The organism is Sphingobium estronivorans (assembly GCF_008692605.1).
GTDB lineage: Bacteria > Pseudomonadota > Alphaproteobacteria > Sphingomonadales > Sphingomonadaceae > Sphingobium > Sphingobium estronivorans.
The window spans coordinates 12,093-37,454 of record NZ_LFCT01000012.1; the positions used below are offsets into that span (position 1 = coordinate 12,093).

The following is a 25,362-nucleotide window of genomic DNA, read 5'->3' on the forward strand; positions in this document are numbered from 1 at the left end:
GAACTTTTCCCCGTCTAGGTTGGAAATTAAGAAGGGCCAATTCCCTTCACCAACTGTCTCGGACGGAAGACCCCCGAAGGGATCTGCTGCGGGCGCCCCTACAACGGACGGCGGAGGAAAGCAACGGATATGAATCCGTTACACACGATCCGCCTGCACCACCGTGTCCAGCCCGCGCAGCGCGGAGAGGATGCGGTTCAGATGCTGGGCGTCCGCCACTTCCAGGTCGATGATGTCGGTGTGAAAGGGGCCTTCCCGGTTCACCAGTTGCAGGTTCAGAATGTTCGCCTTGGTCGCGCCGAACACGTTGGTGACCGCGGCCAGCGCGCCCGGCTGGTTCTTGACGATCACCTGGAGCCGCGCGGTGCCGCCCTTCGACTTGCTGTCCCAGCTCAAATCCACCCAGTCGTCGTCCTGTCCCGCCTCCAGCGAGCGGCAGTCGATGGTGTGGACCTCGATCGGCTCGCCGGTGCGGCGGACGCCGACAATGCGGTCGCCGGGGACGGGGTGGCAGCAATCGCCCAGATTATAGGCAATGCCCGGCGTCAGGCCGCGGATCGAGACCGGGGCGTGCTGGCGCGGATGCGCCTCCTCCATGCCTTCGGCGCTGGTCGAGCCGGGGATCAGCGCTTCCATCACTTCCGAATCGAGCAGGCGGTGGGTGGCGATGGCCACCATCAGCGAGCCGCGATCCTCCAGCCTGAGTCGCTTCAAGGCGGCCTTCAGCGCCTTGTCGCCCAATTCGCTCGCCAGTTCGGGGGAGAAGCGGCCGATGATTTCGTCATAGAGCTTTTCGCCCAGCGCCACTTCCTCGCCGCGCTGCTTCTGGCGGATATAGCGGCGAATCGCGGCGCGGGCCTTGCCGGTGATGGCGAAGGTCAGCCAGCCGGGCTGCGGTTCCTGCCCTTCGGATTTCAGAATCTCGACCTGATCGCCATTTTCCAGCGGGGTGCGCAACGGCACGACCCGGCCGTTGACCTTCGCGCCGACGGTCTGGTTGCCGAGCGAGGTGTGCACCGCATAGGCGAAGTCGACGGGCGTCGAACCCTTGGGCAACTGGTGCAGTTCGCCCTTCGGGGAGAAGGCGAAGATGCGGTCCTGATACATCGCCATGCGGGTATGTTCGAGCAGTTCATCGGCATCCTGGCTCTGTTCCAGGATTTCGACGAGGTCGCGCAGCCAGGCGGCCTGATGGTCGCCGGCGTCGCCCTTCTGCTTGTAGGCCCAGTGCGCGGCAAGGCCGAGTTCGGCGTCATGATGCATGTCGCGGCTGCGGATCTGCACTTCGATCCGGGCATTGTCCTGGTGGATGACGGTGGTGTGCAGCGAGCGATAGCCATTGCGCTTGGGCGTGGAGATATAGTCCTTGAACCGGCCCGGCACCATTTTGTATGTCTGATGGATGATGCCCAGCGCGCGGTAGCAATCCTCCGTCGTCTCGGTGATGACGCGGAACGCCATGACGTCGGTCAGCTGTTCGAAGCTGATATGGCGTTCCTGCATCTTCTTCCAGATGGAATAGGGATGCTTTTCACGGCCCGACACCGTGACCGACAGCCCCTTGCCGCCCAGCAGCAATTGCAGTTCTGCGCCGATGCGGTCGACCTTGTCATGGCCGCCTTCCTTCAGATGCTCCAACCGTTTGGTGATGCTGTCATAGGCTTCCGGTTCGAGTTCGCGGAAGGCGAGCAACTGCATCTCGCGCATGAAGTCGTACATGCCGATCCGCTCCGCCAGCGGGGCATAGATGTCCATCGTCTCCCTGGCGATGCGGCGGCGCTTCTGCTCATTCTTGATGAAGTGCAGCGTGCGCATATTGTGCAGCCGGTCGGCCAACTTCACCAGCAGAACGCGGATGTCGTCCGACATGGCGAGCAGAAATTTGCGCAAATTCTCCGCCGCCCGCTCATTTTCGGACATGGCCTCGATCTTGCTGAGCTTGGTGACGCCGTCGACCATCTTGGCGACGTCCTTGCCGAAGGCGTGCTCAATCTCCTCATAGGTGACGAGCGTGTCCTCGATCGTGTCGTGCAGCAGCGCGGTCACGATGGTCTGGTCGTCCAGATTGAAGTCGGTCAAAATGCCGGCAACTTCAATCGGATGGCTGAAATAGGGGTCGCCGCTGGCGCGCTTTTGCGAACCATGTTTCTGGACCGAAAAGACATAGGCGCGGTTGATCATCGCTTCGTCCGCATCCGGATCGTAGCGTTTCACCCGTTCGACAAGTTCATACTGGCGTAACATCGTGTGCGATTGTCCGCGATGGGCCTTGCCGTGCAACAAAAAAATCCCATTTAGACACAATGACGCTGCACTTTTGCAACGCCGGTGGCTTTGAGCTATCAAGCGAAGACGATGACATATAATCTGGCGCAGGATCTGGAACAATGCGCGCTACCCAGCGCGCTGGAGGCTATGGGTGAACGCTGGTCGTTCCTGATCTTGCGGGGGGCCCTGTCGGGCATCCGCCATTTCGAGGAGTTCCAGTCGACCCTTGGCATCGCCCGCAACATTCTGGCCAACCGGCTCGCGCGGCTTGTGGAAAACGGCATCATGGTGCGCCAGCCGATGCAGTGCGACCGGCGCAAGGTCGAATATCGCCTGACCGAAAAGGGGCAGGATCTGGCGCCGGCCATGATCGCCTTGCGCCAATGGGGCGAGAAATGGGGCTGTGGCCCGATCGCCTGTCAGGTCCTGGCGGATGGGCGGGACCGCCAGCCGATCCGCAAGATGACGGTCCAGGCCCATGACGGCCGGGTGCTGGAACTGAGCGACCTTGTCTGGCTGTGCGTCGATGAGGAAACGCCCGTGGCGGCCGCGCCGCCGCCCGAAACGGTGAAGGCGGCCTGACCGGAGCGGCCGCGGCTTTGCTTTTTGCAAAAAAGCGGTTCCCACTTTTTTGCGCGATGCTCTAGTCTGGCGGCAATGTCGGTCCATCGCTTCCAGCCCCAGCCCTTTTTCGCGGACAAGAACCGTGCGTTCTGGAATCTCCAGTCGGTGGGGTGGGCCGGAGCCTTCCTGTTGCGCGGATCGTCCACCATTGCCAATGGGCAGCCGCTTTCCAGCCTGATCCCCGTGGTCATCTCCACCGTGTCGGGCTATTCGGTGACGCTGCTGATCGCGGTGGTGTTTCGCTTGCTGCTAAAGCAGCGGCCGATCGTCACCTGGGGCGTGTCGATCCTGACCGTGGTGAGCGCGGCGGGGCTGGTGGCGTTCATCGACGCCTGGGTGTTCTCCACCCAGAATCGGGGCAGCGATACGGCGGGGGTGCAGCTGTTCCTGGGCGCCTTCTATCTTTCCATGACGCTGCTGGGGGCATGGTCGGCGCTTTATTATGCGATCAATTTTTATCTGACGGTGGAGGAGCAGGCGGACCAGCTTCTGCGGCTGGAGAATCAGGCGTCGAGCGCGCAACTGGCCATGCTGCGCTATCAGCTCAATCCGCATTTCCTGTTCAATACGCTGAACTCGATCTCGACGCTGGTGCTGCTGAAACAGACCGACCGGGCCAATGCAATGCTCTCGCGCCTGTCCTCCTTTTTGCGCTATACTCTGATCAACGAGCCGACCGCGCAGGTGACCATCGAGCAGGAGATCGAGACGCTGAAGCTCTATCTGGAGATCGAGAAGATGCGGTTCGAGGACCGCTTGCGACCGGTTTTCAACATCGATCCGGCGGTGGCGCAGTCGCGTTTGCCTTCCCTGCTGCTCCAGCCGCTGGTCGAAAACGCCATCAAATATGCGGTGACGCCCAAGGAGGAGGGCGCGGAAATCTCTATCACGGCGCAGCCTGCCGGTGAAAACGTCCGGATCATCGTATCCGATACGGGTCCGGGATTGAATGAGGGGTTCACGCGCCCGAACAATCTGATCAGCGAAGGAACGGGCGTTGGCCTGGCGAATATCCGCGACCGGCTGATTCAGGCGTTCGGGGAACGACAGAGCTTCGAAACGCGTTCCACGCCAGGCGGTTTTTCGGTCACGATCGAAATGCCGCTGAATTTGGATGAACCATCGAGAGTGGCCGCATGACCATCAGAACAATCCTCGTCGACGACGAAAGCCTGGCTATTCAGGGCCTTAAGCTGCGTCTGGAAGCGCATGAGGATGTCGAAATCGTAGAAACCTGTTCCAACGGCCGTGAAGCGATCCGCGCCATCAAGACGCATAAGCCCGACCTTGTGTTCCTTGACATTCAGATGCCCGGTTTCGACGGATTTTCCGTCGTCCAGGGGCTGATGGAGGTGGAGCCGCCGCTTTTCATCTTCTGCACCGCCTATAGCGACCATGCGATCCGCGCTTTCGAAGCGCAGGCGGTGGATTACCTCATGAAGCCGGTCGAGGAAGGGCGGCTGGCCGACGCGCTCGACCGGGTGCGCCAGCGCCTGTCGGAAAAGAAGCAGGTGCAGGAAGCCGAAAAGCTGCGCGAGGTGCTGGCGGAAGTCGCGCCGGACGCGATGAATGAATTCAGCGCGGCCGATGAGGATGCGCCAGCGGCGAATCGCTTCGAAAAGCTCATCAATATCAAGGATCGCGGGCAGATTTTCCGCGTGGATGTGGATTCGATCGAGCGGATCGACGCGGCGGGCGACTATATGTGCATTTACACCGCCGACAATTCGCTGATCCTGCGCGAGACGATGAAGGATCTGGAAAAGCGGCTCGATCCGCGCAATTTCCAGCGGGTGCATCGCTCGACCATCGTGAACCTCAGCCAGGTGCGTCAGGTGAAGCCGCATACCAACGGCGAATGTTTCCTGGTGCTGGAATCCGGCGCGCAGGTGAAGGTCAGCCGATCCTATCGCGACGTGGTGGCGCGGTTCGTCCACTGACGTCTATCGAAACACCCATTGACGGTTGAGGCCGAACACCACGGCCGGCGTTACGAAGATCATGGCCGGGATGGGCGACCATTCCGGCCATTGCATATGGGTGACGCAGAGCCACACCCAGAGCGCGTTCAGCGCATAGCTGACCAGCGACACCGCCACGAAGCGAATGCCGCGCGCGGTCTGATTGTCGCGGCTGCCATGGCCGCGGAAGGTGAAGGCGCTATGGGTGACATAGCCGATCAGCACCGCCGCGAGATAGCCGATGCCATTGGCGATCTGCGGGTGCAGCCCGATCGGGGCGGCCAGCGTCCAATAGATGGCGGCCTGGCATGCCGTCACGAACAGGCCGGTGACGCCGTAACGGACGATCTGCCAGAACAGGGCCTGCTTTTCCGCTGTGAGGATTTGGAGGATTTTCATGCCGCCCCGTTGCGCTTTGGTGCGGAGCCTCTAATCCACGGGCCATGAACATGCAAAGCCGGTCTGCCCTGCGTGCCCGCGTCGCTGCCTTCGCGGCCGAAATGTCCGTTTATGGATCGCGTAACTGGAAATGGCTGACGGTCCTGCTGTGGATGTCGGTCATGGTGGGGCTGATCGCCATGCGATGGCCGCAGATTCACTGGCTGACGCTCAGCGATACCGACGACAATATCCGCTATGTGCAGGTGAAGGACTGGCTGGCCGGACAGGGTTGGTACGATCTGCGGCAATATCGGCTCGATCCGCCCGCCGGGTTCAATATCCACTGGTCGCGGCTGGTCGACCTGCCGATTGCGGGGCTGATGCTGTTCTTCCGCGCCTTTGTCGATCAGGGGCTGGCGGACCGGCTGGCCTGCGCTATCGCGCCGATGATCCCGTTGCTGCCGCTGATGCTGGGGCTGGGTTTCATCGCCCGTCGGCTGGCCGGGGGGAATAGCTGGTTCCTGGCGGCGGTCGCGCCCCTCGCCGCGCAGATGGGCGTCAGCATGTTCATGCCGATGCGCATCGACCATCATGGCTGGCAGCTTGCCTTCACCGTTTTGATGCTGGCGGGGCTGATCGATCGCAACTGGCTGCGCGGCGGCATTGTCGCGGGGGTCAGCAGCGCGCTGTCCATCGCCATCGGCATGGAAATGATCGTCTATCTGGCGGCAGGCGGGGCGCTGATCGCGCTGCGTTGGGTGTTCAAGGAGGGGGCTGCGCGGCGGATGCTGCCCTATGCGCTCAGCCTCACAGGGGCGACGTCGCTCTCCTTCGTGATTTTCGCCAGCTATGCCAACCGGCAGATGGTGTGCGATGCGATCTCGCCCATCTGGGTGGCGATCTTCGCGGCAGCCTCGGCCGGGATGGTGCTGTTGGCGCTGCTGCCGCTCAGAAGTTGGCCGGCGCGGCTGGGCACCGGCATTGTCGTCGGTGCCTGCGTGGCGGCCTTTGCCTGGTTGAACTGGCCGCAATGCCTGTCCGGGGCCTATCAGATCTCGCCGGAGCTCCAGAAGCTTTGGCTCGCCAATATCCGGGAGGCCAAGCCTATCACCGTGCAGTCCTGGAGCCTGATCGTGCCGTTGATGGCGATCCCGGCGGCGGGCGTGATCGGCCTGATCTGGGCGCTGTGGGATTCGCGGCGGGATGCCGACCGGCTCTGGGCCTGGGCCACCGTAGGCCTGATGATGCTATTTTCGACCGCTCTGCTGTTCTGGCAGCTTCGGGCAGGGCCGGCGGCGCAACTGCTGGCGATCCCGCCCGCGGCCTGGGCCGCGTACCGCCTGCTCTGCATGGTCGGCGCGGGGCGGCCGCTGGTGCGTGGGCTGGCGCTGGTCGGGGTGGCGCTGCTGGCGGTGGTTGCCTTTGCAACGCCACTCTATCCGCAGATCAACCAACTCTGGGCCAAGGCCACCGGTATCCAGCCCAAGCCGCAGAAGACGGCGGTCAAGACAAGGCGGGCGGCCATCGACAAGGCCAATGGCCGTTGCCGGACGCTTCCCGCGTTGCAGGTGCTGGATCAACTACCCGCAGCCACGATCTTCACCATGGTCGACCTGGGGCCGCGCCTGATCGCGGTAACGCATCACAGCGCCGTGGCGGGTCCCTATCATCGCAATGGGGCAGTGATCCTGGACATGCACCACGCCTATGACGGCCCGGCGGAGGATTTCCGGCCCATCGCGGCAAAGCATCATGCGACCTATTTGCTGGTCTGCCCTGGCTTCCCCGAAGGCACGATTTATCAGGCGCGCAGCCCCAAGGGCTTTTATGCGGGGCTGATGCGGGGCGAGGTGCCGAACTGGTTGAGGCCTGTAGCGCTGAAGACGGGGCTGACCCTGCCCTACACGCTCTATCGCATCGATTATTCAGCGTCGGGCCAGGAAAAAGTCGCGGAGCAGCGCTGACGCCTCTGCTTCGGCCAGATCGCCATAGACTTCGGGCCGGTGCAGGCATTGCGGCTGGGTGAAGAGGCGCGGCCCCTGCTCGATGGCGCCGCCCTTGGGGTCTGACGCAGCATAATAGAGCCGGGCGATGCGGGCGTGGGAAATGGCGCCCGCGCACATCGGACACGGCTCCAGCGTTACCCAGAGGTCGCAGCCGGTCAGGCGGAAGTCTCCAAGATATGCGGCGGCGGCGCGGATCGCGACCATTTCGGCATGGGCGGTCGGATCCTTGTCGCGGCGGTTGCGATTCTCGCCCTCGCCGATGATCTGACCGTCCAGCGTGACCACTGCGCCGATAGGGACCTCATCCGCTGCCTGCGCGGCGCGGGCAAGGTCCAGCGCGCGGCGCATGGGATCGGGCAGGGGAAAGGGCGAAGCCATGGCTTCGTCCATACAGGATCGCGCAGCGGGAGGACAAGAATCAGGGCTTTTTCACGTCCACCGTGGGCACCTCCACCGTTTCCTTGCGTTTGCCGACCTCGACCTTGGCCACATTGGCTTCATATTTGGGGAGCTGGCCGCCCTTGACCGCGACTTCCGGCAAGCGCCCTTCCTGGGTTTTCTGAAGGTCGATGAAGCCGGTGGCGATGGCACCGGCCAGCACCAGCAGCACGATCAGCAGCAGGCCACCAATGAATCGCATTTCCATCTCCTGTGCGGCGTCGTCATTGCACGCATTTTGAAACGGGCTGTTTCCAGCCAGCTTGAAAATGCTCTATGGGGACCTCAACGCGCATGAGTCGGAAAGGGTTGCGGCCCCGAAAGGCTCTGTGCGGGTTGACGTGCGCCGGGAATCCCGTTATCGGCGCCGCTTTCCGAACGAACCCGAATTACAAGGTTGATTGACTATGTCGCGCATTTGCGAGCTGACCGGCAAGGGCCGCCAGGTGGGTCACAATGTTTCCCACGCCAATAACAAGACCAAGCGTGTGTTCCTGCCCAACTTGCAGAACGTGTCGCTGATCTCCGAAGCGCTGGAAACGACCGTGAAGCTGCGCGTGTCGACCCATGGTCTGCGTTCGGTCGAGCATAATGGCGGCCTGGACAACTGGCTGCTGAAGACCAACGACGAAAAGCTGTCGCTGAAGGCTCGCCGCCTGAAGCGCGATATCGTGAAGAAGAAGGCTGCCGTCGCAGCCTGATTGCTTTCGATTCGTTCGCACGGGAGCGGTCCGGTGACGGGCCGCTTTTTTGCGTGCCTGTCACGAATGGCGGCGTGGCTTGCCTAAGCTCTAATCGAGCGCGAATTTCAGGAGCAGGCTGCGCTGGAAAAATTCGTGATTGTCGTCGGATGCGATCCAGACGATCCGGCGCCCGCCTTCCCGGCTGAGGGTCAGGCCTTCGAAATTATCGGCCAATAACGGCGGCGCGAGCCGGATGAGCATTTGCGCCTTCAGCCGGTCGTCGGGGTGCGGCCTTTCCGGCAGTTCGACGATCGCCAGCGTCGCTGTGAACAGTTGCTGCACCGTCAGGCGTCGGTTCAGGACCAGCAGGCGCCGGTCGTCCAGTGCCACCGCATCGGTCGGACGATAGCCGCGCGGCGGCACATAACGCAGGTGGATCGGGGCGGGCGTGCCGCTTTCCGTCGGATCGTCGGAGAAGAGCAGCGTGTCGTGGCTGCCGTCGGCGGTCATGCCCATTTCCGCAATCGTCAGAAAACGCCCGTCGGGCAGGCGGGCGAGCGATTCGATCGAGCCGGTTTCGGGCCATGCCTCAATCTCCGGCCAGACCCGGCAAGCCTCGACCCGTGCAAAACCGGGTGCATAGCGGCAGATTTTCTGTTGCAGTTCGAAGCCGACCCAATAGCGATCCGTTGCCGGATCATGAGTCAGGCTCTCCGAATCCCAGGCCCACCAGGGCTTCTCCCGGTCCTTCGGGCGAATGGGCAGCGGCGCGATGAAGGCATGGCGGGCTGGTTTGCCCGGGCCGATGTGGAAGCCCATCAGCGTTCCGGAATCGCTGAGCGCCAATATCTGTCCGTCCGGTTCCGCCAGCAGGGAGGAGATGCCGCCAAAGCCATGGTGGGGGCTGCTGAGCTGCCACCCGCCCAGATAGGTCAGGCGGCCCAGATGGCGAAGCCCCGGATCGGCGGAACTGAGCGGAAGCGCGCGCGCCCTCACCAACAACGGGCCGGGGCCGAACAGTTCGGGCTTGCTCTTGTGCGGCGCCGGCAGAAGCAAAATCGCAAGCAGCAGGACGATCAGGATTCGGCGCATCGTCCCTGCTCATAGGGGAATATAGGGCGCGGTGCAGCCCTTTAGACGATTGGCTTCCTGTCCCGAAAAGAGCGATACTGGCGCGCTGGCGACTTAGCTGAACAATGGCTGTCATCGCCATTCAGGCTCGGCTCAACGCGAATCGGGCAAAAGGGCTTCAATCGATGGCGAGGTCCCCGCTCGGGAAGGTGCGCCGAAGATCGAATGGCATATTGAGGAGCAACGCCATGAAGACCAAATTCTTGATCAATCTGGGAGCGGCGCTGGCTATGGGGGCTGCTTCCTTTGCCGTCACCACCACGCCGGCCATGGCCGACGGCGGTTGGGGCCGCCATTATCAGCGCGGCGACTATTATCGCGGCGACCGGGGTTATCGCGGCTATCGCGATGGCTATTATCGGGGCGGTGGCGGCTATTATCTCGATGGCAATTATCGCGGCTATCGGGGGTATCGCGGCGGCTATCGCTGCCGGGACAATGGCACGGGCGGCACCATCATCGGTGCAATCGCCGGCGGCCTGCTGGGTAATGAAGTCGGCAAGGGCAGTGGGCGCTACGGTCGTCGGGGCGATGGCACCACGGGCGCCATCATCGGGGCGGGCGTGGGTGCGCTGGCCGGCCGCGCGATCGACCGGGATTGCTGATCCAACGGCTTTGCCGGGTGGCAAGACGAGGGCCGCTCCATCGGGGCGGCCCTTTCTTTTTGTCGCGTGCATAGGAAAAGGGCCGCGCCGTTGCCGGCGCGGCCCCTTCCAAACATTCCCTTGAGGCGGGAATTACATCGCGTTCGCGGCGGCGTTCGACGCGGCGTTGGTCGCGTTCGAAGCAGCGTTGCTGGCGTTGCTGGCAGCGTTCATCGCGGCGTTCATGGCGTTGTCGGCAGCATTCGAAGCGTTGTCGGCAGCGTTCGCAGCGGCATTGGCGGCGTTGTCGGCATGACCCGAGCAAGCGGCAAGGCCGAGCGAGGCGGCGAGAACGAGCGAAAGAGCAATCGACTTGGACATGGGCTAACCCCTCTCTGAGAATAAAAAACGTGCAGACCACTCTCGGAGAAAAGTTCACCCCCCATTGCGTCTGCGCCGCGATTCGTAATGCTTTGGGCGACTCATGGCAATCCCAATCATACGTTAAGCCCGTGATTCGGGGACCGAAGGGCCCGTAAGCGCCCGAACCGGACGACCATTGACGCATATAAAGATTTCTTTATATGATCCTTTCATGAGCGTGGCACTCGACATTTTCCGGGCATTGGGCGACCCGACGCGGCTGCGCATCATCTATCTGCTGCGCGCCATGGAACTGGCCGTGGGTGAGATCGCGCAGGTCGTCGGGCAGAGCCAGCCGCGCGTGTCGCGCCATGTCCGCATCCTTGCCGAAGCCGGTCTGGTCGAGCGGCGCAAGGAAGGCAATTGGGTTTTCCTGCGGCTGGGTAAAAGGACGGAAATCGCGCCTTTCTGGGTGCTTTTCGATCAGCTTGCGCCGTCCGAGAGCGAGGATCTGTGGCAGAAGGCCGACCTTGCCCGGCTGGCGGCGGTGCGCGCGGATCGGGCGCAGGCGGCGGAAAGTTATTTTGCCGAACATGCCGAACTGTGGGACGCGATCCGGTCGCTCCATGTGCCGGAGGGCGATGTGGAAAGCGCGATGACGGCGCTGCTGGCGGCGGAACCGATCGGGCATCTGCTGGACATCGGCACCGGCACGGGGCGGATGATCGAATTGTTCGGGCCCGTCGCGGATCAGGTGACGGCGCTGGATCGCAGTCCCGATATGTTGCGCCTGGCCCGCGCCAAGCTGCCGCATGATGCGGGCGACAAATATGCGCTGGTGCTCGGCGATTTCGCCGCGCTGCCGCTGGAACCGGGTAGCGTCGACACGGTGGTGCTGCATCAGGTATTGCACTATGCGCAGGCGCCCGAGGCGGTGATTGCCGAGGCGGCGCGGGTCACGGCATCCGGAGGCCGGGTGCTGATCGCGGATTTCGCGGCGCATGAACGGGAAGAACTCAGATTGCGTGACCAACATGCGCGGCTGGGCTTTTCCGACGAGCAGATCGAAAACTGGTTCGCGGATGCGGGCCTGGAACTGGAGCGGGTGGAGGTGCTGCCCGGTCAGGAACTGACGGTACAATTATGGCTGGGGCGCCGTCGGGGCGTCCGTGTCTTGCCCATTGAAGGACGACTTTCCGCATGACCCTTTCCTTCCCCTCCGTCGAAGAGGCCCGGCGGGCGCTGGATGCGCCGCTCTACGCCGATCTGGCGGGCGACCTGAACGTCAGCTTCGAATTTTTCCCGCCCAAGACGGAGAAGATGGAGGAGCAGCTCTGGTCCGCGATTCAGACGCTGACGCCGCTTGGCCCCAAATTCGTGTCGGTGACCTATGGAGCGGGCGGTTCGACGCGGGAGCGGACGCACAATACGGTGGCGCGGATCGCGAAGGAAACGCCGCTGTCGGCGGCGGCGCACCTGACCTGCGTGGCGGCGAGCAAGGCCGAGATTGACGAGGTGGTCGACGCCTATTGGGAAGCGGGCGTGCGGCATATCGTGGCGCTGCGCGGCGATCCGCCGGAAATGGGCGCGAAGTTCGAACCGCATCCCGACGGCTACAAGGGCGCGGCGGAACTGGTCGAGGGCTTGCGCAAGCGCCATCCGTTCGAGATTTCGGTGGCGGCCTATCCCGAGACGCATCCCGATGCGGCGAGCGCGCAGAGCGACATCGACAATCTCAAGCGCAAGCTGGACGCCGGCGCCAGCCGAGCGATCACCCAATTCTTCTTCGAGCCGGATAGGTTTTTCCGTTTCCGCGATACGGTGGCGGCGGCGGGGATCGATGCGGACATCATTCCGGGCATCATGCCGGTCAGCAATTTCGCGGCGGTCCAGCGCATGTCGGCCATGTGCAACACGGATGTGCCCAGCTGGATGGGCAAGCTGTTCGAGGGGCTGGACGACCTGCCCGCCGCACGGCAACTCGTGTCCGCGACGCTGGCGGCGGAACTGTGCCGCAAGCTCTATGCGGGCGGGGTGCGCGACTTCCATTTCTATACGCTCAACCGGGCGGAACTGAGCTATGCGATCTGCCACCTGCTTGGGTGCAGGCCCCAATTGGAGAAGACGGCATGAGCGCCGAGGAACGTTTCCGCGCTGTTGCGGCGGAGAAGATCATGATTTTCGACGGCGGCTACGGCACGTCGATCCAGAAGCATGGGCTGAACGAGGCGGATTATCGCGGCAATCTCGATCTGGCGAAGGATCAGAAGGGCAATAACGACCTGCTTTGCCTGACCCGGCCGGATATCGTCGAGGGCATCCATACCGCCTATCTCGACGCCGGCGCGGACATGATCGAGACGAACACCTTCTCCTCCACCAAGATCGCCATGGCGGACTATGGCTGCGAGCATCTGGTGCGGGAGATCAACATCGCCGCCGCAAAGCTGGCGCGCGCGGCCTGCGAGAAGGCGACGGCGAAGGATGGGCGGCCGCGTTTCGTGGCGGGCTCGATCGGGCCGACGAACAAGACCTTGTCGATTTCGCCCGATGTCAACGACCCGGCGTTCCGCGAGGTCGATTATGATACGCTGAAGGCCGACTATCGGGAACAGTGCGACGCGCTGATCGAGGGCGGGGTCGACTTCCTGCTGGTCGAGACCTGCTTCGACACGCTCAACGCCAAGGCGGCGGGCATGGCGGCGCGTGAGGCCGAGGCGGCGGCGGGGCGGCCTGTGCCGCTGATGCTGAGCTTCACCATCACCGATATGTCCGGGCGCAACCTGTCGGGGCATACGATCAATGCCTTCTGGTATTCGCTGCGCCATTTGAAGCCGCTGACCATCGGGGTGAACTGCGCCTTTGGCGCCGATTTGCTGCGGCCTTATCTGAGCGAACTCGCCAAGAATGCCGATACGCTGATCCTGGCCTATCCCAATGCGGGCTTGCCCAATGAGTTGGGACAATATGATGAGTTGCCGGAGACGACCGCGAGCCTGATCCGCCAGTGGGTAGACGAGGGCCTGGTCAATATGGTCGGCGGCTGTTGCGGCACCACGCCTGCGCATATCGGCGCGGTGGCAAAGGCGCTGGCGGGGCACAAGCCGCGTCAGGTGCCGGAACTGCCGGTGGTGACGCGGCTCGCGGGCCTCGAGCCGATGCATATCGCGGCCTAACATAGTAACGTCATCCCAGCACGGCTGGGATCTCGTGCCTTCCGAGGCGCGCTTCAAAACAGGAGACCCGGGCTTTCGCTGGGGTGACGAGTATATAAGATGACCACGCAATCCACCGCCACCTTCGTCAATATCGGTGAGCGCACCAACGTCACCGGTTCGGCCAAGTTCAAGAAGCTGATCATGGCGGGCGACTATGCCGCGGCCATCGACATCGCCCGCGATCAGGTGGAGAATGGCGCGCAGATCGTCGACGTCAACATGGACGAAGGCCTGCTCGACGCGGTCGAGGCGATGACGACCTTCCTCAAGCTCATGACATCGGAGCCGGATATTTCCCGCGTTCCGGTGATGATCGACTCTTCCAAATGGGAAGTGATCGAGGCCGGGCTGAAATGCGTTTCGGGCAAGCCCGTGGTCAACTCGATCAGCATGAAGGAGGGCGAGGAAGCCTTTCTGCATCATGCGCGGCTTTGCATGGCCTATGGCGCGGCGGTGGTCGTCATGGCGTTCGACGAAACCGGGCAGGCCGACACCAGGGATCGCAAGGTCGAGATTTGCGAGCGCGCCTACAAGCTGCTGATGACCATCGGCTTTCCGCCGGAGGATATCATCTTCGACCCCAATATCTTCGCCGTGGCGACGGGGATCGAGGAGCATAATAATTACGGCGTCGACTTCATCGAGGCGTGCCGCGAGATCAAGAAGCGCTGCCCGCATGTCCATATTTCGGGCGGGCTGTCGAACTTCTCCTTCTCCTTCCGTGGCAATGAACCGGTGCGGCGGGCGATGCACTCGGTCTTCCTCTACCACGCCATTCCGGCGGGGCTGGACATGGCGATCGTCAATGCGGGCCAGTTGGACGTCTATGACGCCATCGATCCCGCGCTGCGCCAGGCGTGCGAGGATGTGCTGCTGAACAGCGATCCCGACGCGGGAGAGCGGCTGGTCGCGCTGGCGGATAGCTTCAAGGGCAAGGAGGCGGCGGCGGAAAAGGCGGCGCAGGAATGGCGCGGCTGGCCGGTCGCCAAGCGGCTGGAACATGCGTTGGTCAAGGGCATCGACATGTATGTGGTCGAGGATACGGAGGAAGCCCGCCTCGCCGCCGCCCGGCCGATCGAGGTGATCGAAGGGCCGCTGATGGACGGCATGAATGTCGTGGGCGACCTGTTCGGCGCGGGCAAGATGTTCCTGCCGCAGGTCGTCAAATCCGCCCGCGTCATGAAGAAGGCAGTCGCGCATCTGCTGCCCTTCATCGAGGCTTCGAAAGAGCCCGGCGCCAAGGGCAAGGGCAAGATCATCATGGCGACGGTCAAGGGCGACGTCCATGACATTGGCAAGAACATCGTCGGCGTCGTGCTCCAGTGCAACGGCTTCGAAGTGGTCGACATGGGCGTGATGGTGCCCTGGCAGGACATCATCAAGGCCGCGAACGATCATGACGCCGACATGATCGGCCTTTCCGGCCTCATCACGCCTTCGCTGGACGAGATGGTGACGGTGGCGGTGGAAATGCAGCGCGCCGGCATGACCATGCCGCTGCTGATCGGCGGCGCGACGACGTCCAAGGTGCATACGGCGCTGCGGATCGATCCGGCCTATACCGGACCGGTCGTGCATGTGCTGGACGCCAGCCGGGCGGTGGGCGTGGCGACGGCGCTGGTGTCGGAGACGCAGAAGAGCGATTTCGTCCAGAAAACCAAGGACGATTACGCCCATGTCCGCACCACGCGCGAGGGCAAGGGGCAGAGCCAGCTTCTCACCATCGAGCAGGCGCGCGACAATGCGTTCGAGATCGACGAGAGTCTGAAACCCGGCAAGCCGCGCCTGCCCGGCGTCCATCGCTTCCCGGACTGGGATCTGAAGGACCTGCGCCACTATATCGACTGGACGCCCTTCTTCCGCGCCTGGGAGCTGGCGGGCAATTATCCCGCGATCCTCGAGGATGAGGTCGTCGGCGAGAGCGCGACCAGCCTGTTCAACGATGCGCAGGCGATGCTGGATCGCATCATCAATGAGAAATGGCTGACCGCGCGGGGCGTGTGCGGCCTGTGGCCCTGCCGTCGCGAGGGCGATGACATCATCGTCCACGTCGAGGATGAGAAGCATTTCACGCTGCCGATGCTGCGCCAGCAGATCGCCAAGCGCGAGGGGCGGGCGAATATGTGCCTGGCCGATTTCATCAGCCATGATGGCGACTGGATGGGTGGCTTCGCCGTGTCGATCCATGGCATCGAACCGCATCTGGCCCGCTTCAAGAATGCCATCGACGACTATTCGGACATTCTTCTGAAAGCGCTGGCGGATCGTCTGGCCGAAGCCTTTGCCGAGCGGCTGCATCATTATGTCCGCACCGCGCTCTGGGGCTATGCCGAGGGTGAGCAACTGACCAACGAGGCGCTGATCAAGGAGCAATATCGCGGCATCCGCCCGGCGCCCGGCTATCCGGCCTGTCCGGAGCACAGTCTGAAGCCCTTGCTGTTCGATATGCTCGACGCGCATCATGCGACCGGGATCACGCTGACGGAGAGCTTCGCGATGCTGCCGACGGCGGCGGTCAGCGGCTTTTATTTCGGGCACCCGCAGGCCGAATATTTCGGCGTGGCGCGGGTCGGGCGCGATCAGCTGGAGGATTATGCGCAGCGGCGCGGGGTCGATCTGGATACGGCGGAGCGCTGGTTGCGGCCGAATCTGGATTGAGATCGAGGAATGATGGGCTCCTGCGAAGTCAGGAGCCCAGTTCCGGCGGTCTTGCGATATTCAAAGGGCAGAACCGGCTTCCTGCCTTCGCAGGACTACCTGCCCCTTTTGGTTACCGCGCTTCGTGGTTCGCCGCGACCGCCTTCGCCACGGCCTGCATCAATTGCCACCGTGTCGGGATCGACTCGGTCGTGCTGCCGATCATCACCGCGACCGCATAGCTGGTGCCATCGGGCGCGGTCATGATGCCGATATCGTTGAAGCCGGTCGACCGCGCGCCCAGTTCCTGGCCCGTGCCGGTCTTGTGCAGATAGTGCCAACCCGCCGGGACGCCACCCTTGATCCGCTGCGGCCCGGTCTTGGCTTCGCTCATGATCGACATCAGGAGCTGGCTCGACGCGGGCGACAGCATGTCGTTCTGCTTGAGCTTGGCCAGCGCCTCCACGATGGAGGAGGGCGCCGCGCCGTCCGGCGGGCTGGCGAGATAATTGTCGAGCGCCTTTTCCCGTACCGACAGGGGCAGCTTGGCGCGGGCGGCGTAGAAGTTGCGGCCGATGGAATAATCCTGCCGCCAGTCGAGACCCGCCGTCGCCGATTGCAACAGGCGTTCGCCCGGACCGAAGCGGATGTCCTTGATGAAGCGCCGCGCCAGATAGCCGCGGACCGCTTCCGGCCCGCCCACCGCGCGCAGCAGCGTGTCGTTGGCGGTATTGTCGCTCTGCGTCATGGCGCGGCGCATCAGGTCGGAATAGGTGGTGGTCCAGCCATTGGCGCCGACCATCGCGGCGCTCGGCTGATGGAAAAGGGTCAGGTCCTTCCTCGTGATCGTGGTGCTGTCGCTGAGGCGGATCTTGCCCCGGTCGACCGCGTCAAGGAAGGTCATCGATACCCAGAGCTTCGACACGCTCTGCTGCGGGAACAGGCTGTTGCCGTTCCAGGCGACGGTCCAGTCGCTGCCCACCCGGCGGACGGCGATGCCGACCTTGCCATGGAAGCTCTGGCCCAGATTGCGGACCACGGCGACCAGCGCGGGCGGTGGCGTTTCGCGCTGATCGACATTCAGCGCCTGGAAGGATTTGGGCGGATTGGCGACCGGCTTGATCGGATAGGTCGCCGTGGTTGGCCTGGGCGGCTGGGTCGCGCGCGCATAGGGTTGCTGCGGCGCGCTGACGCAGGCCGAAAGCGCCGCCATCAACACGATAAGACGAGCCGAGCCGCCATTCGGACGCCAATTGCGCCCCCCATTCGAAATCTTCATCAAAATCCCCGCACTCTCCGCGGTCATTAGGGTTCAGTTGGACGATGGGTGACAAGAATCATGCGACGAACGATTCCACAAATGGGATGTAAGGAGGCTGAACGGCGGATAGTTTAACTCAGTTGCGGTTCAGGCAGGGCGCTGCAAGAGGGCGGCCATGACGAACAGGATGAACCGACGCAGGATGATGCAGGGCGCGGCGGCCTTGCTGGCGAGCGGCGCCTTGGCGCCGGCAGTCTGGGCGGCGCCCTTTGCCTCCCGCCGCATCGCGGTCAGCGCACGGGGTGCGGGGCGCGACGTCGTGTTGATCGCCGGTCTGGCGAGCGGGCCCAAGCTGTGGGACGGCGTGATCGGCGCGATTCCCGGCTATCGCTGGCATCTGGTGCACGTGCGGGGCTTTGCCGGGTTGGCGGCGGACGCCAATGCCAACGGGCCGGTGGTGCAGCCGGTCGCGGATGAGATCGCCCGCTATATCGGCGCGGCGGGGCTGGTTCGTCCGGCGATTGTCGGCCACAGCATGGGCGGGACACTGGCGATGATGCTGGGGTTCAAGGGGCTGGCGGGTCGGTTGATGGTGGTGGACATGCTGCCCGAAGGGGCGGCGATGGTCGGCGGCACGGCGAGCGGCATGGGCTTTCTGGCCGATCAGCTGGGCGATTATTTCACCGGGACCAAGGCGGGACGCAGCTATCTGGCGGGCATGCTCGCCCGGATGCCGGGCGCGCAGGGCAGCGATCCCGATGTCATCGCCAATGCGTTGCGGGACCTCGCCAATGTCGATCTGGGCCCGCAATTGCCGCGCCTGACCGCGCCGATGGAGGTGGTCTATGCCGTAGGCGCCGACCCCGCGCAGGCTCAGGCGATCAGCCGCACCTTCCGCGCCGCCTATGCAGGCAAGCGGGGCGTGAAGCTGCTGCCCATCGGCCCGAGCGGGCATATGGTCATGGATGACCAGCCGGCGCGCTTCAACGCGGCGCTTGGCGATTTTCTGAAAGCCATTTGACGCCGGTTCCGGCGCGGCGCGTTGTCGCAGCAGATGGAATCATCTGCTGCCTCGGAGAAGGCGGCACACCGTCAGGGCGCCAGCACCGTGTCGACGGCCTCCGGCAGCATGTCGGGATAGTCGAGCGTGTAGTGCAGCCCCCGGCTTTCCTTGCGATGCAGCGCGGATCGGACCACGAGGCGCGCGACCTCCAGCAGGTTGCGCAGTTCGATGAGGTCCGGGGTCACGCGGAAATGGCCGTAATATTCGTCCACTTCCTTCGCCAGCAGGTCGATGCGGTGCTGGGCGCGCTCCAGCCGCTTGGTGGTGCGGACGATGCCCACATAGTCCCACATGAAGCGGCGGATTTCCTTCCAGTTATGCTGGACGATGACCTCTTCGTCCGAATTGGTGACGCGGCTTTCGTCCCATGGGCGAACCGCCGGGGGCGCGGGCAGATCATCCCAATGGGCGCGGATATGCTTCGCCGCCGCCTCGCCGAAGACGAAGCATTCCAGCAGCGAATTGGAGGCCAGGCGATTGGCGCCGTGTAGCCCGCTTTCAGTGACTTCGCCCGCCGCATAGAGGCCGGGCAGATCGGTCCGTCCGTCGAGGTCGATGACCACGCCGCCGCAGGTGTAATGCTGCGCCGGGACGACCGGAATCGGCTCCTTGGTGATGTCGATGTCCAGGTCCAGCAGCCGGGCGTAGATGGTCGGGAAGTGCTGGCGCACGAATTCAGGCGGCTTGTGGCTGATGTCGAGATGGACATAGTCGAGCCCGAGCCGCTTGATCTCATGGTCGATGGCGCGGGCGACGATGTCGCGCGGCGCGAGTTCGCCGCGCGGATCGAATCGGGGCATGAAGCGCTCGCCGCCGCCGGGAACGCCGGGGGGCAGCTTCAGATGGCCGCCTTCGCCGCGCACGGCTTCGGTGATGAGGAAGTTCTTGACCTCCAGATTGTAGAGGCAGGTCGGGTGGAACTGGTTCATCTCCATGTTGGAGACGCGGCAGCCCGCGCGCCAGGCCATGGCGATGCCGTCGCCGGTCGCGCCGCGCGGCGCGGTCGAGAACAGATAGGTACGGCCTGCGCCGCCGGTGCAGAGGATCGTCGCGCGGCCCAGGATCGCGTCGACATGCTTGGTCTGCTTGTTGAAGGCGTAGACGCCCCAGACATGGCCTTCGCCCGAATATTTCTCGCCATGGCGGCCGGTGATCAGGTCGATGGCGACCATATCCTCCAGCAGGGTGATGTTCGGATTGGCCCGCGCCGCCTTCAGCAGCGCGACCTGCACCGCATGGCCGGTGGCGTCGTCGACATGGACGATGCGGCGGTGGCTGTGGCCACCCTCGCGCGTCAGGTGCCAGCGCTCGCCGAATTCCTCGCCCCCGCCCGCTTCATTGGGATTGAAGGGGACGCCCAGGGCCGCCAGCCGCTCGATCGCGGCGGGTGCTTCGGAGACGACGAACTCCACCGTCTCCCGATTGTTGAGGCCCGCGCCCGCAACCATCGTATCCTCGACATGCGCCTCGAAACTGTCACCGGCGTCGAGTACGGCGGCAATGCCACCCTGCGCCCAGTTGGTGGAACCGCCGTCGAGCGCGCCCTTGGCGAGCACCACGACCTTGCGATCCTGCGCGAGGTTGATGGCGGCTGTCAGCCCCGCCGCGCCGGAGCCGATGATGACGACGTCATGGGTGATGGTGGACATTCACATCTCTTCTTTTCGGGCTTTGACCCTATCTCCGGGCGGAGAGCATGGCTAGGCGGCGGCTGTCAGGTTGAGGAACACATCCTCCAGGTCCGGGTCGCGAGTCACCACGTCGACGATGGACAGCCCGCTCGCTTGCACCGCGCTCAACACCTGCCCGGCATTGGCGCGGTTCTTCATATAGGTGATGGTCAGCGTGCGCTCGTCCGACAGTTCGATCTTCTCGAAGCTGGGGTCGGCGGGCGGCGTGACGATGTCGCGGTCGACCGTCACCTGCACCACCTTTTCCTGTGCCATGGCGATGAGTTCGCGGGTGGGCTTGTCGGTGATCACCCGGCCATGGTTGATGATGCCGATGCGGTCGCACAGTTCCTCGGCTTCTTCGAGATAGTGCGTCGTCAGCACGATGGTCACGCCCTGGCGGTTGAGTTCGCGGACATAGGCCCACAATTGCTGGCGAAGCTGCACGTCGACCCCGGCGGTCGGCTCGTCCAGCACCAGGATCGGCGGCGAGTGCACCATGGCCTTCGCCACCAGCAGGCGGCGCTTCATGCCGCCCGACAGGGTCCGGGCATAGGCATCGGCCTTGTCCTCCAGATGCACCGCGCGCAGCAATTCCATCGAGCGGCGGCGTTCCTTCGGCACGCCATAATAGCCCGCCTGATTCTCCAGCGTCTCGAACGGCGTGAAGAAGGGATCGAAGACGATCTCCTGCGGCACGATGCCGATGCTGTTCTTGGCGTTGCGGGGGTTCTGGTCGATGTCGAAGCCCCAGATTTTCGCCGTGCCGCTGGTCTTGTTCACCAGGCCCGCGAGGATGTTGATCGTGGTCGACTTGCCCGCGCCATTGGGGCCGAGCAGGCCGTAAATCTGGCCGCGCGGAATGGTGAGGTTGATATTGTCGAGCGCGCGCTTGCCGCCCTTATAGACCTTGGTGAGGTTGGTGATCTCGATCGCGGCTTGGGAAGTGTCGGTCATGGCTGCCTGTAATGGGGTTGGGCCACGGGAAAGGAAAGGGCGCGGTTAAAATTCGTCGGCTATGTCCATCAATCCGAGCAATTTGCGCGGCGCGACCTCGCGCCAGCTACGGTGCAGCCGGTCGTTGATCTGGTCCCAGTCGGTGTCGCCCAGGTCGAGCCGGATGCCGACCCAGCCATCGCCGAAATAGGCGGGGCGATAATAGCGGGCCGGGTCGCTCTCGATCAGCATCGCCTGTTCTTCGGGCGCGGTGGTTTTCACAAGGATGGCGATGATGCCGTCGCCATGATGATCCTGCGTGAAATAGGCGAATTTCTTGCCCTTCTCGATGCCGAAGCAGGGCATGCCGTGCGATGTCACCTCATCGGCCTGCGGCAGGGCGAGGGCGCGTTCGCGGACCTTGTTGAGCAGCCATTCGGGCTGGCGCTCGCGGGTGACGAAATCCGCGAGAGTGCGGGAATAGAGCTGATGTTCCGCCATCAGGATGCGCGCGGCCAGGCTGTCGGCGGTGTCGCCGGGCAGGATCGCGACCTCGGTCTGACCCAGCACCGGACCGTCATCCAGTTCGGCGGTGACGATATGGACCGAGCAGCCCGCATGGCTGTCACCCGCGTCGAGCGCCTTCTGATGGGTGTCGAGGCCCTTATATTTGGGCAGCAGGCTGGGATGGATGTTGAGCATTCGGCCTTCCCAGCCGCTCACGAATTCCGGCGAGAGCAGGCGCATATAACCGGCCAGCGCGACATAGTGCGCGCCTGCCTTGCGCAGTTCCGCGTCGATGATCTGGTCGAACTCGGCGCGCTTCATGCCCTTGTGGCTCTGGCCGAAGATCGGCACGCCCTCGGCGGCGGCCAGCGTCAGGCCCGCCGCTTCGGGATCGTTGGCGGCGACCAGCACGATCTCATAGGGGCAGGACGGATGCTTGGCGGCATAGAGCAACGCCGCCATGTTCGAGCCGCGCCCGGAAATCAAAACGCCGACCTTGGCTTTTGGCATTGGATTACCCCAGATGGGTGGCGGTCCAGTCGGCCTTGGCGCTCCATGTTTCCTGGGAGCCCTTGACCGTGCAGCCCTTCTCGCCCGCTTCGACCAGCCCCACGCGGACCACGGTTTCGCCGGCCGCTTCCAGTTCAGCGGTCACGGCGTCCGCGACATCCGCGTCCACCGCCAGCACCATGCCGACGCCGCAGTTGAAGGTGCGGGCCATTTCCTCCGGCTCGATATGACCCTGCGCCTGGAGGAACGCCATCAGGCGCGGCTGTTCCCAGCCATCGGCGTCGACCACTGCATGGGTGCCTTCAGGCAGCACGCGCGGGATATTCTCCAGCAAGCCACCGCCAGTGATATGGGCGAGCGCGTTGATCTTGCCGTCACGAACCAGCGGCAGCAGCGACTTCACATAGATGCGCGTCGGCGCCATCAGCGCGTCGATCAGCAGCACTTCATTGTCGAAGATCGCCGGTCGGTCGAGTTTCCAGCCCTTGTCGGCGGCGAGTCGGCGCACCAGCGAGAAACCGTTGGAATGGACGCCGGAGGAGGCGAGGCCGAGCAGCACGTCGCCAGCCTTCACCTTATTGCCGGTCAGCGCCTGGCTGCGTTCCACCGCGCCGACGCAGAAGCCAGCAAGGTCATAGTCGCCCGCCGCATACATGCCCGGCATTTCGGCGGTTTCGCCGCCGATCAGCGCGCAACCGGCCTGCTTGCAGCCTTCGGCGATGCCCGCGATCACGCGCTCGGCAACGCCGCTCTCCAGCTTGCCGGTGGCATAATAGTCAAGGAAGAACAGCGGCTCGGCGCCCTGCACGATCAGGTCGTTGGCACACATGGCGACGAGGTCGATGCCCACGCCGTCATGGGCATTGTGGTCGATGGCCAGCTTCAGCTTGGTGCCGACGCCGTCATTGGCCGCGACCAGCAGCGGGTCGTCATAGCCAGCGGCCTTCAGGTCGAAGAAGCCGCCAAAGCCGCCCAGTTCGGCATTGGCGCCGGGACGGCGGGTGGCCTTGGCAAGTGGGGCGATGGCGCGGACCAGCGCATTGCCGGCGGCGATATCGACGCCAGCCTTGGCGTAGCTGTAGGATTCGGTGTCGCTCATGGCCCAGCGCCCTAGAACAATAGGAAGGAAAACGGAACGGGAAATGGGTTGCCGCTTGGCAGAGGGGCCAAATCCCGCCAAAAGGACGCGCGTGAGCCTGCCTATTGTCCTTCGCGGCCTTTCCTTTCGGCCTCTGAACCTGATTCGCGCGCATTTTCGAGTGCTGGCGCGACCGCTCCAGATTCTGGGCGCGATCGCGCTCGGTCTCGCCGCCGCCGCGCTGTTCGCGCAGATGGAGGGGGAACGCGGCGTGCCGCCCATCGCCAGCGGCGGCGATTTTCAGGTGAGTCACGTCAAGGTCGACATTTTCGCCAAGGATGCGGCCAGCGCGCGTCAGGCGGGGTGGCGGCTGGCGCAGCGCAGGGCGTGGCAGATGCTGTGGGCGCGGACCCATGGCGGCGCCGGTGCGCCGGGCCTGTCCGATTCGCAGCTGGAGGGCATGGTTTCCGGCATCGAGATCGAATATGAGCAGGTCGGCCCCACGCGCTACGTCGCGACGCTGGGCGTCATGTTCGACCGCGCGCGCACCGGGCAATTGCTGGGCGTGACCGGCAGCAATATCGTCCATTCGCCGCCCTTGCTGGTGATCCCGGTGATGTGGGATGGCGGCTCGGCGGTTTCCTATGAGCGCATCAACGAATGGCAGAAGGCGTGGGCGCGGTTCCGGACCGGCGACAGCGCCATCGATTATGTCCGCGTGGCCGGTTCGATTGCCGATCCGATCCTGCTGAATGCCGGACAGGCCGGGCGGCGCGGGCGGTTGTGGTGGCGGGTGCTGCTCGACCAATATGGCGCGGCGGACGTGGTGATTCCCATCGCCCGGCTCGACCGCCAATATCCCGGGGGTCCCGTCACCGGCACCTTCACGGCTCGCTACGGCCCGGATGACAGCCTGATCGGCAGCTTCTCGCTCCGCGCCTCCAATGAGAGCGCGATTCCGCAGATGATGGATCAGGCGGCGCAGCGGATCGACCAGCTCTATACCCAGGCGCTGAACGATGGCCGCCTGCGGCCGGATCCCTCGCTCGTCATCGAGGAGCCGGTCAATCCCGATGTGCTGGATATCGAAAATGCGACGGAGCAGCCGGTCGAGGAACTGACTGCGCCCACGCCTGTCGCGACGACCGGCAGCTTCGCGATCCAGTTCGACACCCCCGATGTTGGTTCGGTGACGCAGGGCGAGGCGGCGTTGCGCTCCATCCCCGGCGTGCGTTCGGCAGCGACCAGCAGCCTGGCGCTGGGCGGCACCTCCGTCATGCAGGTGAGCTTCGACGGCACGATCGACGCGCTGAAGGCGGCGCTCCAGTCGCGGGGCTATGGCGTGGCCGTGTCGGGCAATACGCTGCGTATCAGGCGGCAGGCTGCCGCGCCGGGGGCCGCCCCGGCGCAATGAGACAGATCAGCCTGCCGTTCGAGCGGCCAACCGGTGCAGGCGCCCAGGGGACGGGTGACGCATTCCTGGTCAGCGACGCCAACCGCATCGCCGTCCGCCATCTGGAAAATTGGCAGCACTGGCCGCTGGCGATCAGCGTGCTCAGCGGGCCGCCTCTGTCCGGGCGTTCGACGCTGGGCCGCCATTTCGTCGCGATGAGCGGCGGGGCAGTGATCGACGATGCGCAGGACCGGGACGAACAGATGCTGTTCAACGCCTGGAATGAAGCCCAAACGGCGCGGCGGCCGTTGCTGTTGATCGGTCGCGACGCGCCCGAGCGGTGGCCGATCGCCTTGCCCGACCTGCGGTCCCGCCTGGCCGCCGCGCCGCATGTCGCGCTGGAGCAGCCGGATGAAGCACTGGCCCAGGCGCTGATCGAACGGTCGCTCGCTTGCGCAGGGGCGAATTATGCCGCCGACCTGCCCGACTGGCTGCTGCGCCGGATCGAGCGCAGCTATGCGACGATCGCGGCGGTGACGCGGTTGCTGGATGAGGCCGCCCTGTCATCCGGACGTAAGATTTCTGTCGCTATGGCGAAAGAGGCCCTGCAAGGCGCAGGATTTTTGCCTATAGTCCCCTGACTGACCATT

24 protein-coding genes are annotated in these 25,362 nt (G+C 64.0%); 13 read left to right on the plus strand and 11 right to left on the minus strand.

All coding sequences use genetic code 11. The annotated features are described in order from the left end of the window. Positions 1-138 precede the first annotated feature (138 nt). The gene (locus tag F7P65_RS09865) at positions 139-2,244 is read right to left on the minus strand and encodes a RelA/SpoT family protein (protein WP_150291580.1); all 2,106 of its coding nucleotides are present in this window, start codon (positions 2,242-2,244) and stop codon (positions 139-141) included. A 111-nt stretch (positions 2,245-2,355) separates the two neighbouring features. Here F7P65_RS09865 and F7P65_RS09870 point away from each other — a divergent pair, with 111 nt between their 5' ends. The 3 genes from F7P65_RS09870 (at position 2,356) to F7P65_RS09880 (ending at position 4,832) form a co-directional block, all read left to right on the plus strand. After that, on the plus strand, positions 2,356-2,850 hold the full coding sequence (locus F7P65_RS09870) for a winged helix-turn-helix transcriptional regulator (protein WP_150291714.1): 495 nt from the start codon (positions 2,356-2,358) through the stop codon (positions 2,848-2,850). Between the two features lie 75 nt (positions 2,851-2,925). After that, on the plus strand, positions 2,926-4,032 hold the full coding sequence (locus tag F7P65_RS09875) for a sensor histidine kinase (RefSeq protein ID WP_150291581.1): 1,107 nt from the start codon (positions 2,926-2,928) through the stop codon (positions 4,030-4,032). Further along, positions 4,029-4,832 (plus strand): LytR/AlgR family response regulator transcription factor, encoded by an 804-nt coding sequence (locus tag F7P65_RS09880; RefSeq protein ID WP_150291582.1) that lies wholly within the window; start codon positions 4,029-4,031, stop codon positions 4,830-4,832. Before F7P65_RS09875 ends, F7P65_RS09880 begins: the two co-directional genes overlap by 4 nt. Before the next feature lie 3 nt (positions 4,833-4,835). Here the strand turns inward: F7P65_RS09880 and F7P65_RS09885 are convergent, their stop codons facing one another. Next, positions 4,836-5,252 carry a GtrA family protein gene (locus tag F7P65_RS09885; RefSeq protein WP_150291583.1) on the minus strand — a complete coding sequence of 139 codons (417 nt, stop codon included), beginning with the start codon at positions 5,250-5,252 and terminating at the stop codon, positions 4,836-4,838. Between the two features lie 44 nt (positions 5,253-5,296). On the opposite strand from F7P65_RS09885, the gene F7P65_RS09890 reads away from it, so the two are divergent. Beyond that, a complete protein-coding gene (locus F7P65_RS09890; RefSeq protein ID WP_150291584.1) occupies positions 5,297-7,198 on the plus strand; it encodes a hypothetical protein in 1,902 nt (633 codons plus the stop codon). Here the strand turns inward: F7P65_RS09890 and F7P65_RS09895 are convergent. Both F7P65_RS09895 and F7P65_RS09900 read right to left on the minus strand, forming a co-directional pair. Continuing rightward, the gene (locus F7P65_RS09895; RefSeq protein WP_150291585.1) at positions 7,160-7,618 is read right to left on the minus strand and encodes a nucleoside deaminase; all 459 of its coding nucleotides are present in this window, start codon (positions 7,616-7,618) and stop codon (positions 7,160-7,162) included. The two genes, F7P65_RS09890 and F7P65_RS09895, sit on opposite strands and share 39 nt — an antisense overlap. 40 nt (positions 7,619-7,658) lie before the next feature. Next, positions 7,659-7,880, minus strand: coding sequence for a hypothetical protein (locus F7P65_RS09900; protein WP_150291586.1), 222 nt, complete (start codon positions 7,878-7,880; stop codon positions 7,659-7,661). A 205-nt stretch (positions 7,881-8,085) separates the two neighbouring features. On the opposite strand from F7P65_RS09900, the gene rpmB reads away from it, so the two are divergent. Further along, positions 8,086-8,379 carry a 50S ribosomal protein L28 gene (gene rpmB / locus F7P65_RS09905; protein WP_150291587.1) on the plus strand — a complete coding sequence of 98 codons (294 nt, stop codon included), beginning with the start codon at positions 8,086-8,088 and terminating at the stop codon, positions 8,377-8,379. 90 nt (positions 8,380-8,469) lie between these two features. On the opposite strand, the gene F7P65_RS09910 is transcribed toward rpmB, so the two are convergent. Then, positions 8,470-9,453, minus strand: coding sequence for an esterase-like activity of phytase family protein (locus tag F7P65_RS09910; protein WP_150291588.1), 984 nt, complete (start codon positions 9,451-9,453; stop codon positions 8,470-8,472). Between the two features lie 227 nt (positions 9,454-9,680). On the opposite strand from F7P65_RS09910, the gene F7P65_RS09915 reads away from it, so the two are divergent. After that, complete coding sequence (locus tag F7P65_RS09915) at positions 9,681-10,097, plus strand: glycine zipper 2TM domain-containing protein (RefSeq protein WP_150291589.1); 417 nt, start codon at positions 9,681-9,683, stop codon at positions 10,095-10,097. 132 nt (positions 10,098-10,229) lie between these two features. Here the strand turns inward: F7P65_RS09915 and F7P65_RS09920 are convergent, their stop codons facing one another. Next, positions 10,230-10,457 (minus strand): circumsporozoite protein, encoded by a 228-nt coding sequence (locus F7P65_RS09920; RefSeq protein ID WP_150291590.1) that lies wholly within the window; start codon positions 10,455-10,457, stop codon positions 10,230-10,232. Positions 10,458-10,671: 214 nt separating this feature from the next. Between F7P65_RS09920 and F7P65_RS09925 the strand changes: the two genes are divergently transcribed. From F7P65_RS09925 to metH, 4 genes are all read left to right on the plus strand, one after another. Next, positions 10,672-11,643, plus strand: coding sequence for an ArsR/SmtB family transcription factor (locus F7P65_RS09925; RefSeq protein WP_150291591.1), 972 nt, complete (start codon positions 10,672-10,674; stop codon positions 11,641-11,643). Beyond that, the gene (metF, locus tag F7P65_RS09930) at positions 11,640-12,572 is read left to right on the plus strand and encodes a methylenetetrahydrofolate reductase (RefSeq protein WP_150291592.1); all 933 of its coding nucleotides are present in this window, start codon (positions 11,640-11,642) and stop codon (positions 12,570-12,572) included. The genes F7P65_RS09925 and metF overlap by 4 nt, the downstream gene beginning before the upstream one ends. Further along, positions 12,569-13,615, plus strand: coding sequence for a homocysteine S-methyltransferase family protein (locus tag F7P65_RS09935; protein ID WP_150291593.1), 1,047 nt, complete (start codon positions 12,569-12,571; stop codon positions 13,613-13,615). Before metF ends, F7P65_RS09935 begins: the two co-directional genes overlap by 4 nt. Before the next feature lie 99 nt (positions 13,616-13,714). After that, positions 13,715-16,315, plus strand: a complete 2,601-nt coding sequence (metH, locus tag F7P65_RS09940) for a methionine synthase (RefSeq protein WP_150291594.1) — start codon at positions 13,715-13,717, stop codon at positions 16,313-16,315. Between the two features lie 112 nt (positions 16,316-16,427). On the opposite strand, the gene F7P65_RS09945 is transcribed toward metH, so the two are convergent. Then, entirely contained in the window at positions 16,428-17,573 is a 1,146-nt protein-coding gene (locus tag F7P65_RS09945; protein ID WP_205452016.1) for a serine hydrolase, read from the minus strand. 157 nt (positions 17,574-17,730) lie between these two features. On the opposite strand from F7P65_RS09945, the gene F7P65_RS09950 reads away from it, so the two are divergent. After that, complete coding sequence (locus tag F7P65_RS09950) at positions 17,731-18,576, plus strand: alpha/beta fold hydrolase (RefSeq protein WP_150291596.1); 846 nt, start codon at positions 17,731-17,733, stop codon at positions 18,574-18,576. A 71-nt stretch (positions 18,577-18,647) separates the two neighbouring features. Here the strand turns inward: F7P65_RS09950 and nadB are convergent, their stop codons facing one another. Genes nadB through purM form a run of 4 tightly spaced genes read right to left on the minus strand, consistent with a single transcriptional unit; the run spans position 18,648 to position 23,340 of the window. Next, positions 18,648-20,267: an L-aspartate oxidase gene (gene nadB, locus F7P65_RS09955; protein WP_150291597.1), complete on the minus strand. Its 1,620-nt coding sequence runs from the start codon at positions 20,265-20,267 to the stop codon at positions 18,648-18,650. A gap of 51 nt (positions 20,268-20,318) precedes the next feature. After that, entirely contained in the window at positions 20,319-21,245 is a 927-nt protein-coding gene (locus tag F7P65_RS09960; protein ID WP_150291598.1) for an ABC transporter ATP-binding protein, read from the minus strand. Between the two features lie 45 nt (positions 21,246-21,290). After that, positions 21,291-22,241, minus strand: coding sequence for a phosphoribosylglycinamide formyltransferase (purN, locus tag F7P65_RS09965; protein ID WP_150291599.1), 951 nt, complete (start codon positions 22,239-22,241; stop codon positions 21,291-21,293). A 4-nt stretch (positions 22,242-22,245) separates the two neighbouring features. Next, positions 22,246-23,340: a phosphoribosylformylglycinamidine cyclo-ligase gene (gene purM / locus F7P65_RS09970; RefSeq protein ID WP_150291600.1), complete on the minus strand. Its 1,095-nt coding sequence runs from the start codon at positions 23,338-23,340 to the stop codon at positions 22,246-22,248. 91 nt (positions 23,341-23,431) lie between these two features. On the opposite strand from purM, the gene F7P65_RS09975 reads away from it, so the two are divergent. Continuing rightward, positions 23,432-24,733 (plus strand): heavy-metal-associated domain-containing protein, encoded by a 1,302-nt coding sequence (locus F7P65_RS09975; protein ID WP_240334258.1) that lies wholly within the window; start codon positions 23,432-23,434, stop codon positions 24,731-24,733. Next, a complete protein-coding gene (locus F7P65_RS09980) occupies positions 24,730-25,353 on the plus strand; it encodes a P-loop NTPase family protein (protein WP_150291601.1) in 624 nt (207 codons plus the stop codon). Before F7P65_RS09975 ends, F7P65_RS09980 begins: the two co-directional genes overlap by 4 nt. Positions 25,354-25,362: the final 9 nt, after the last annotated feature.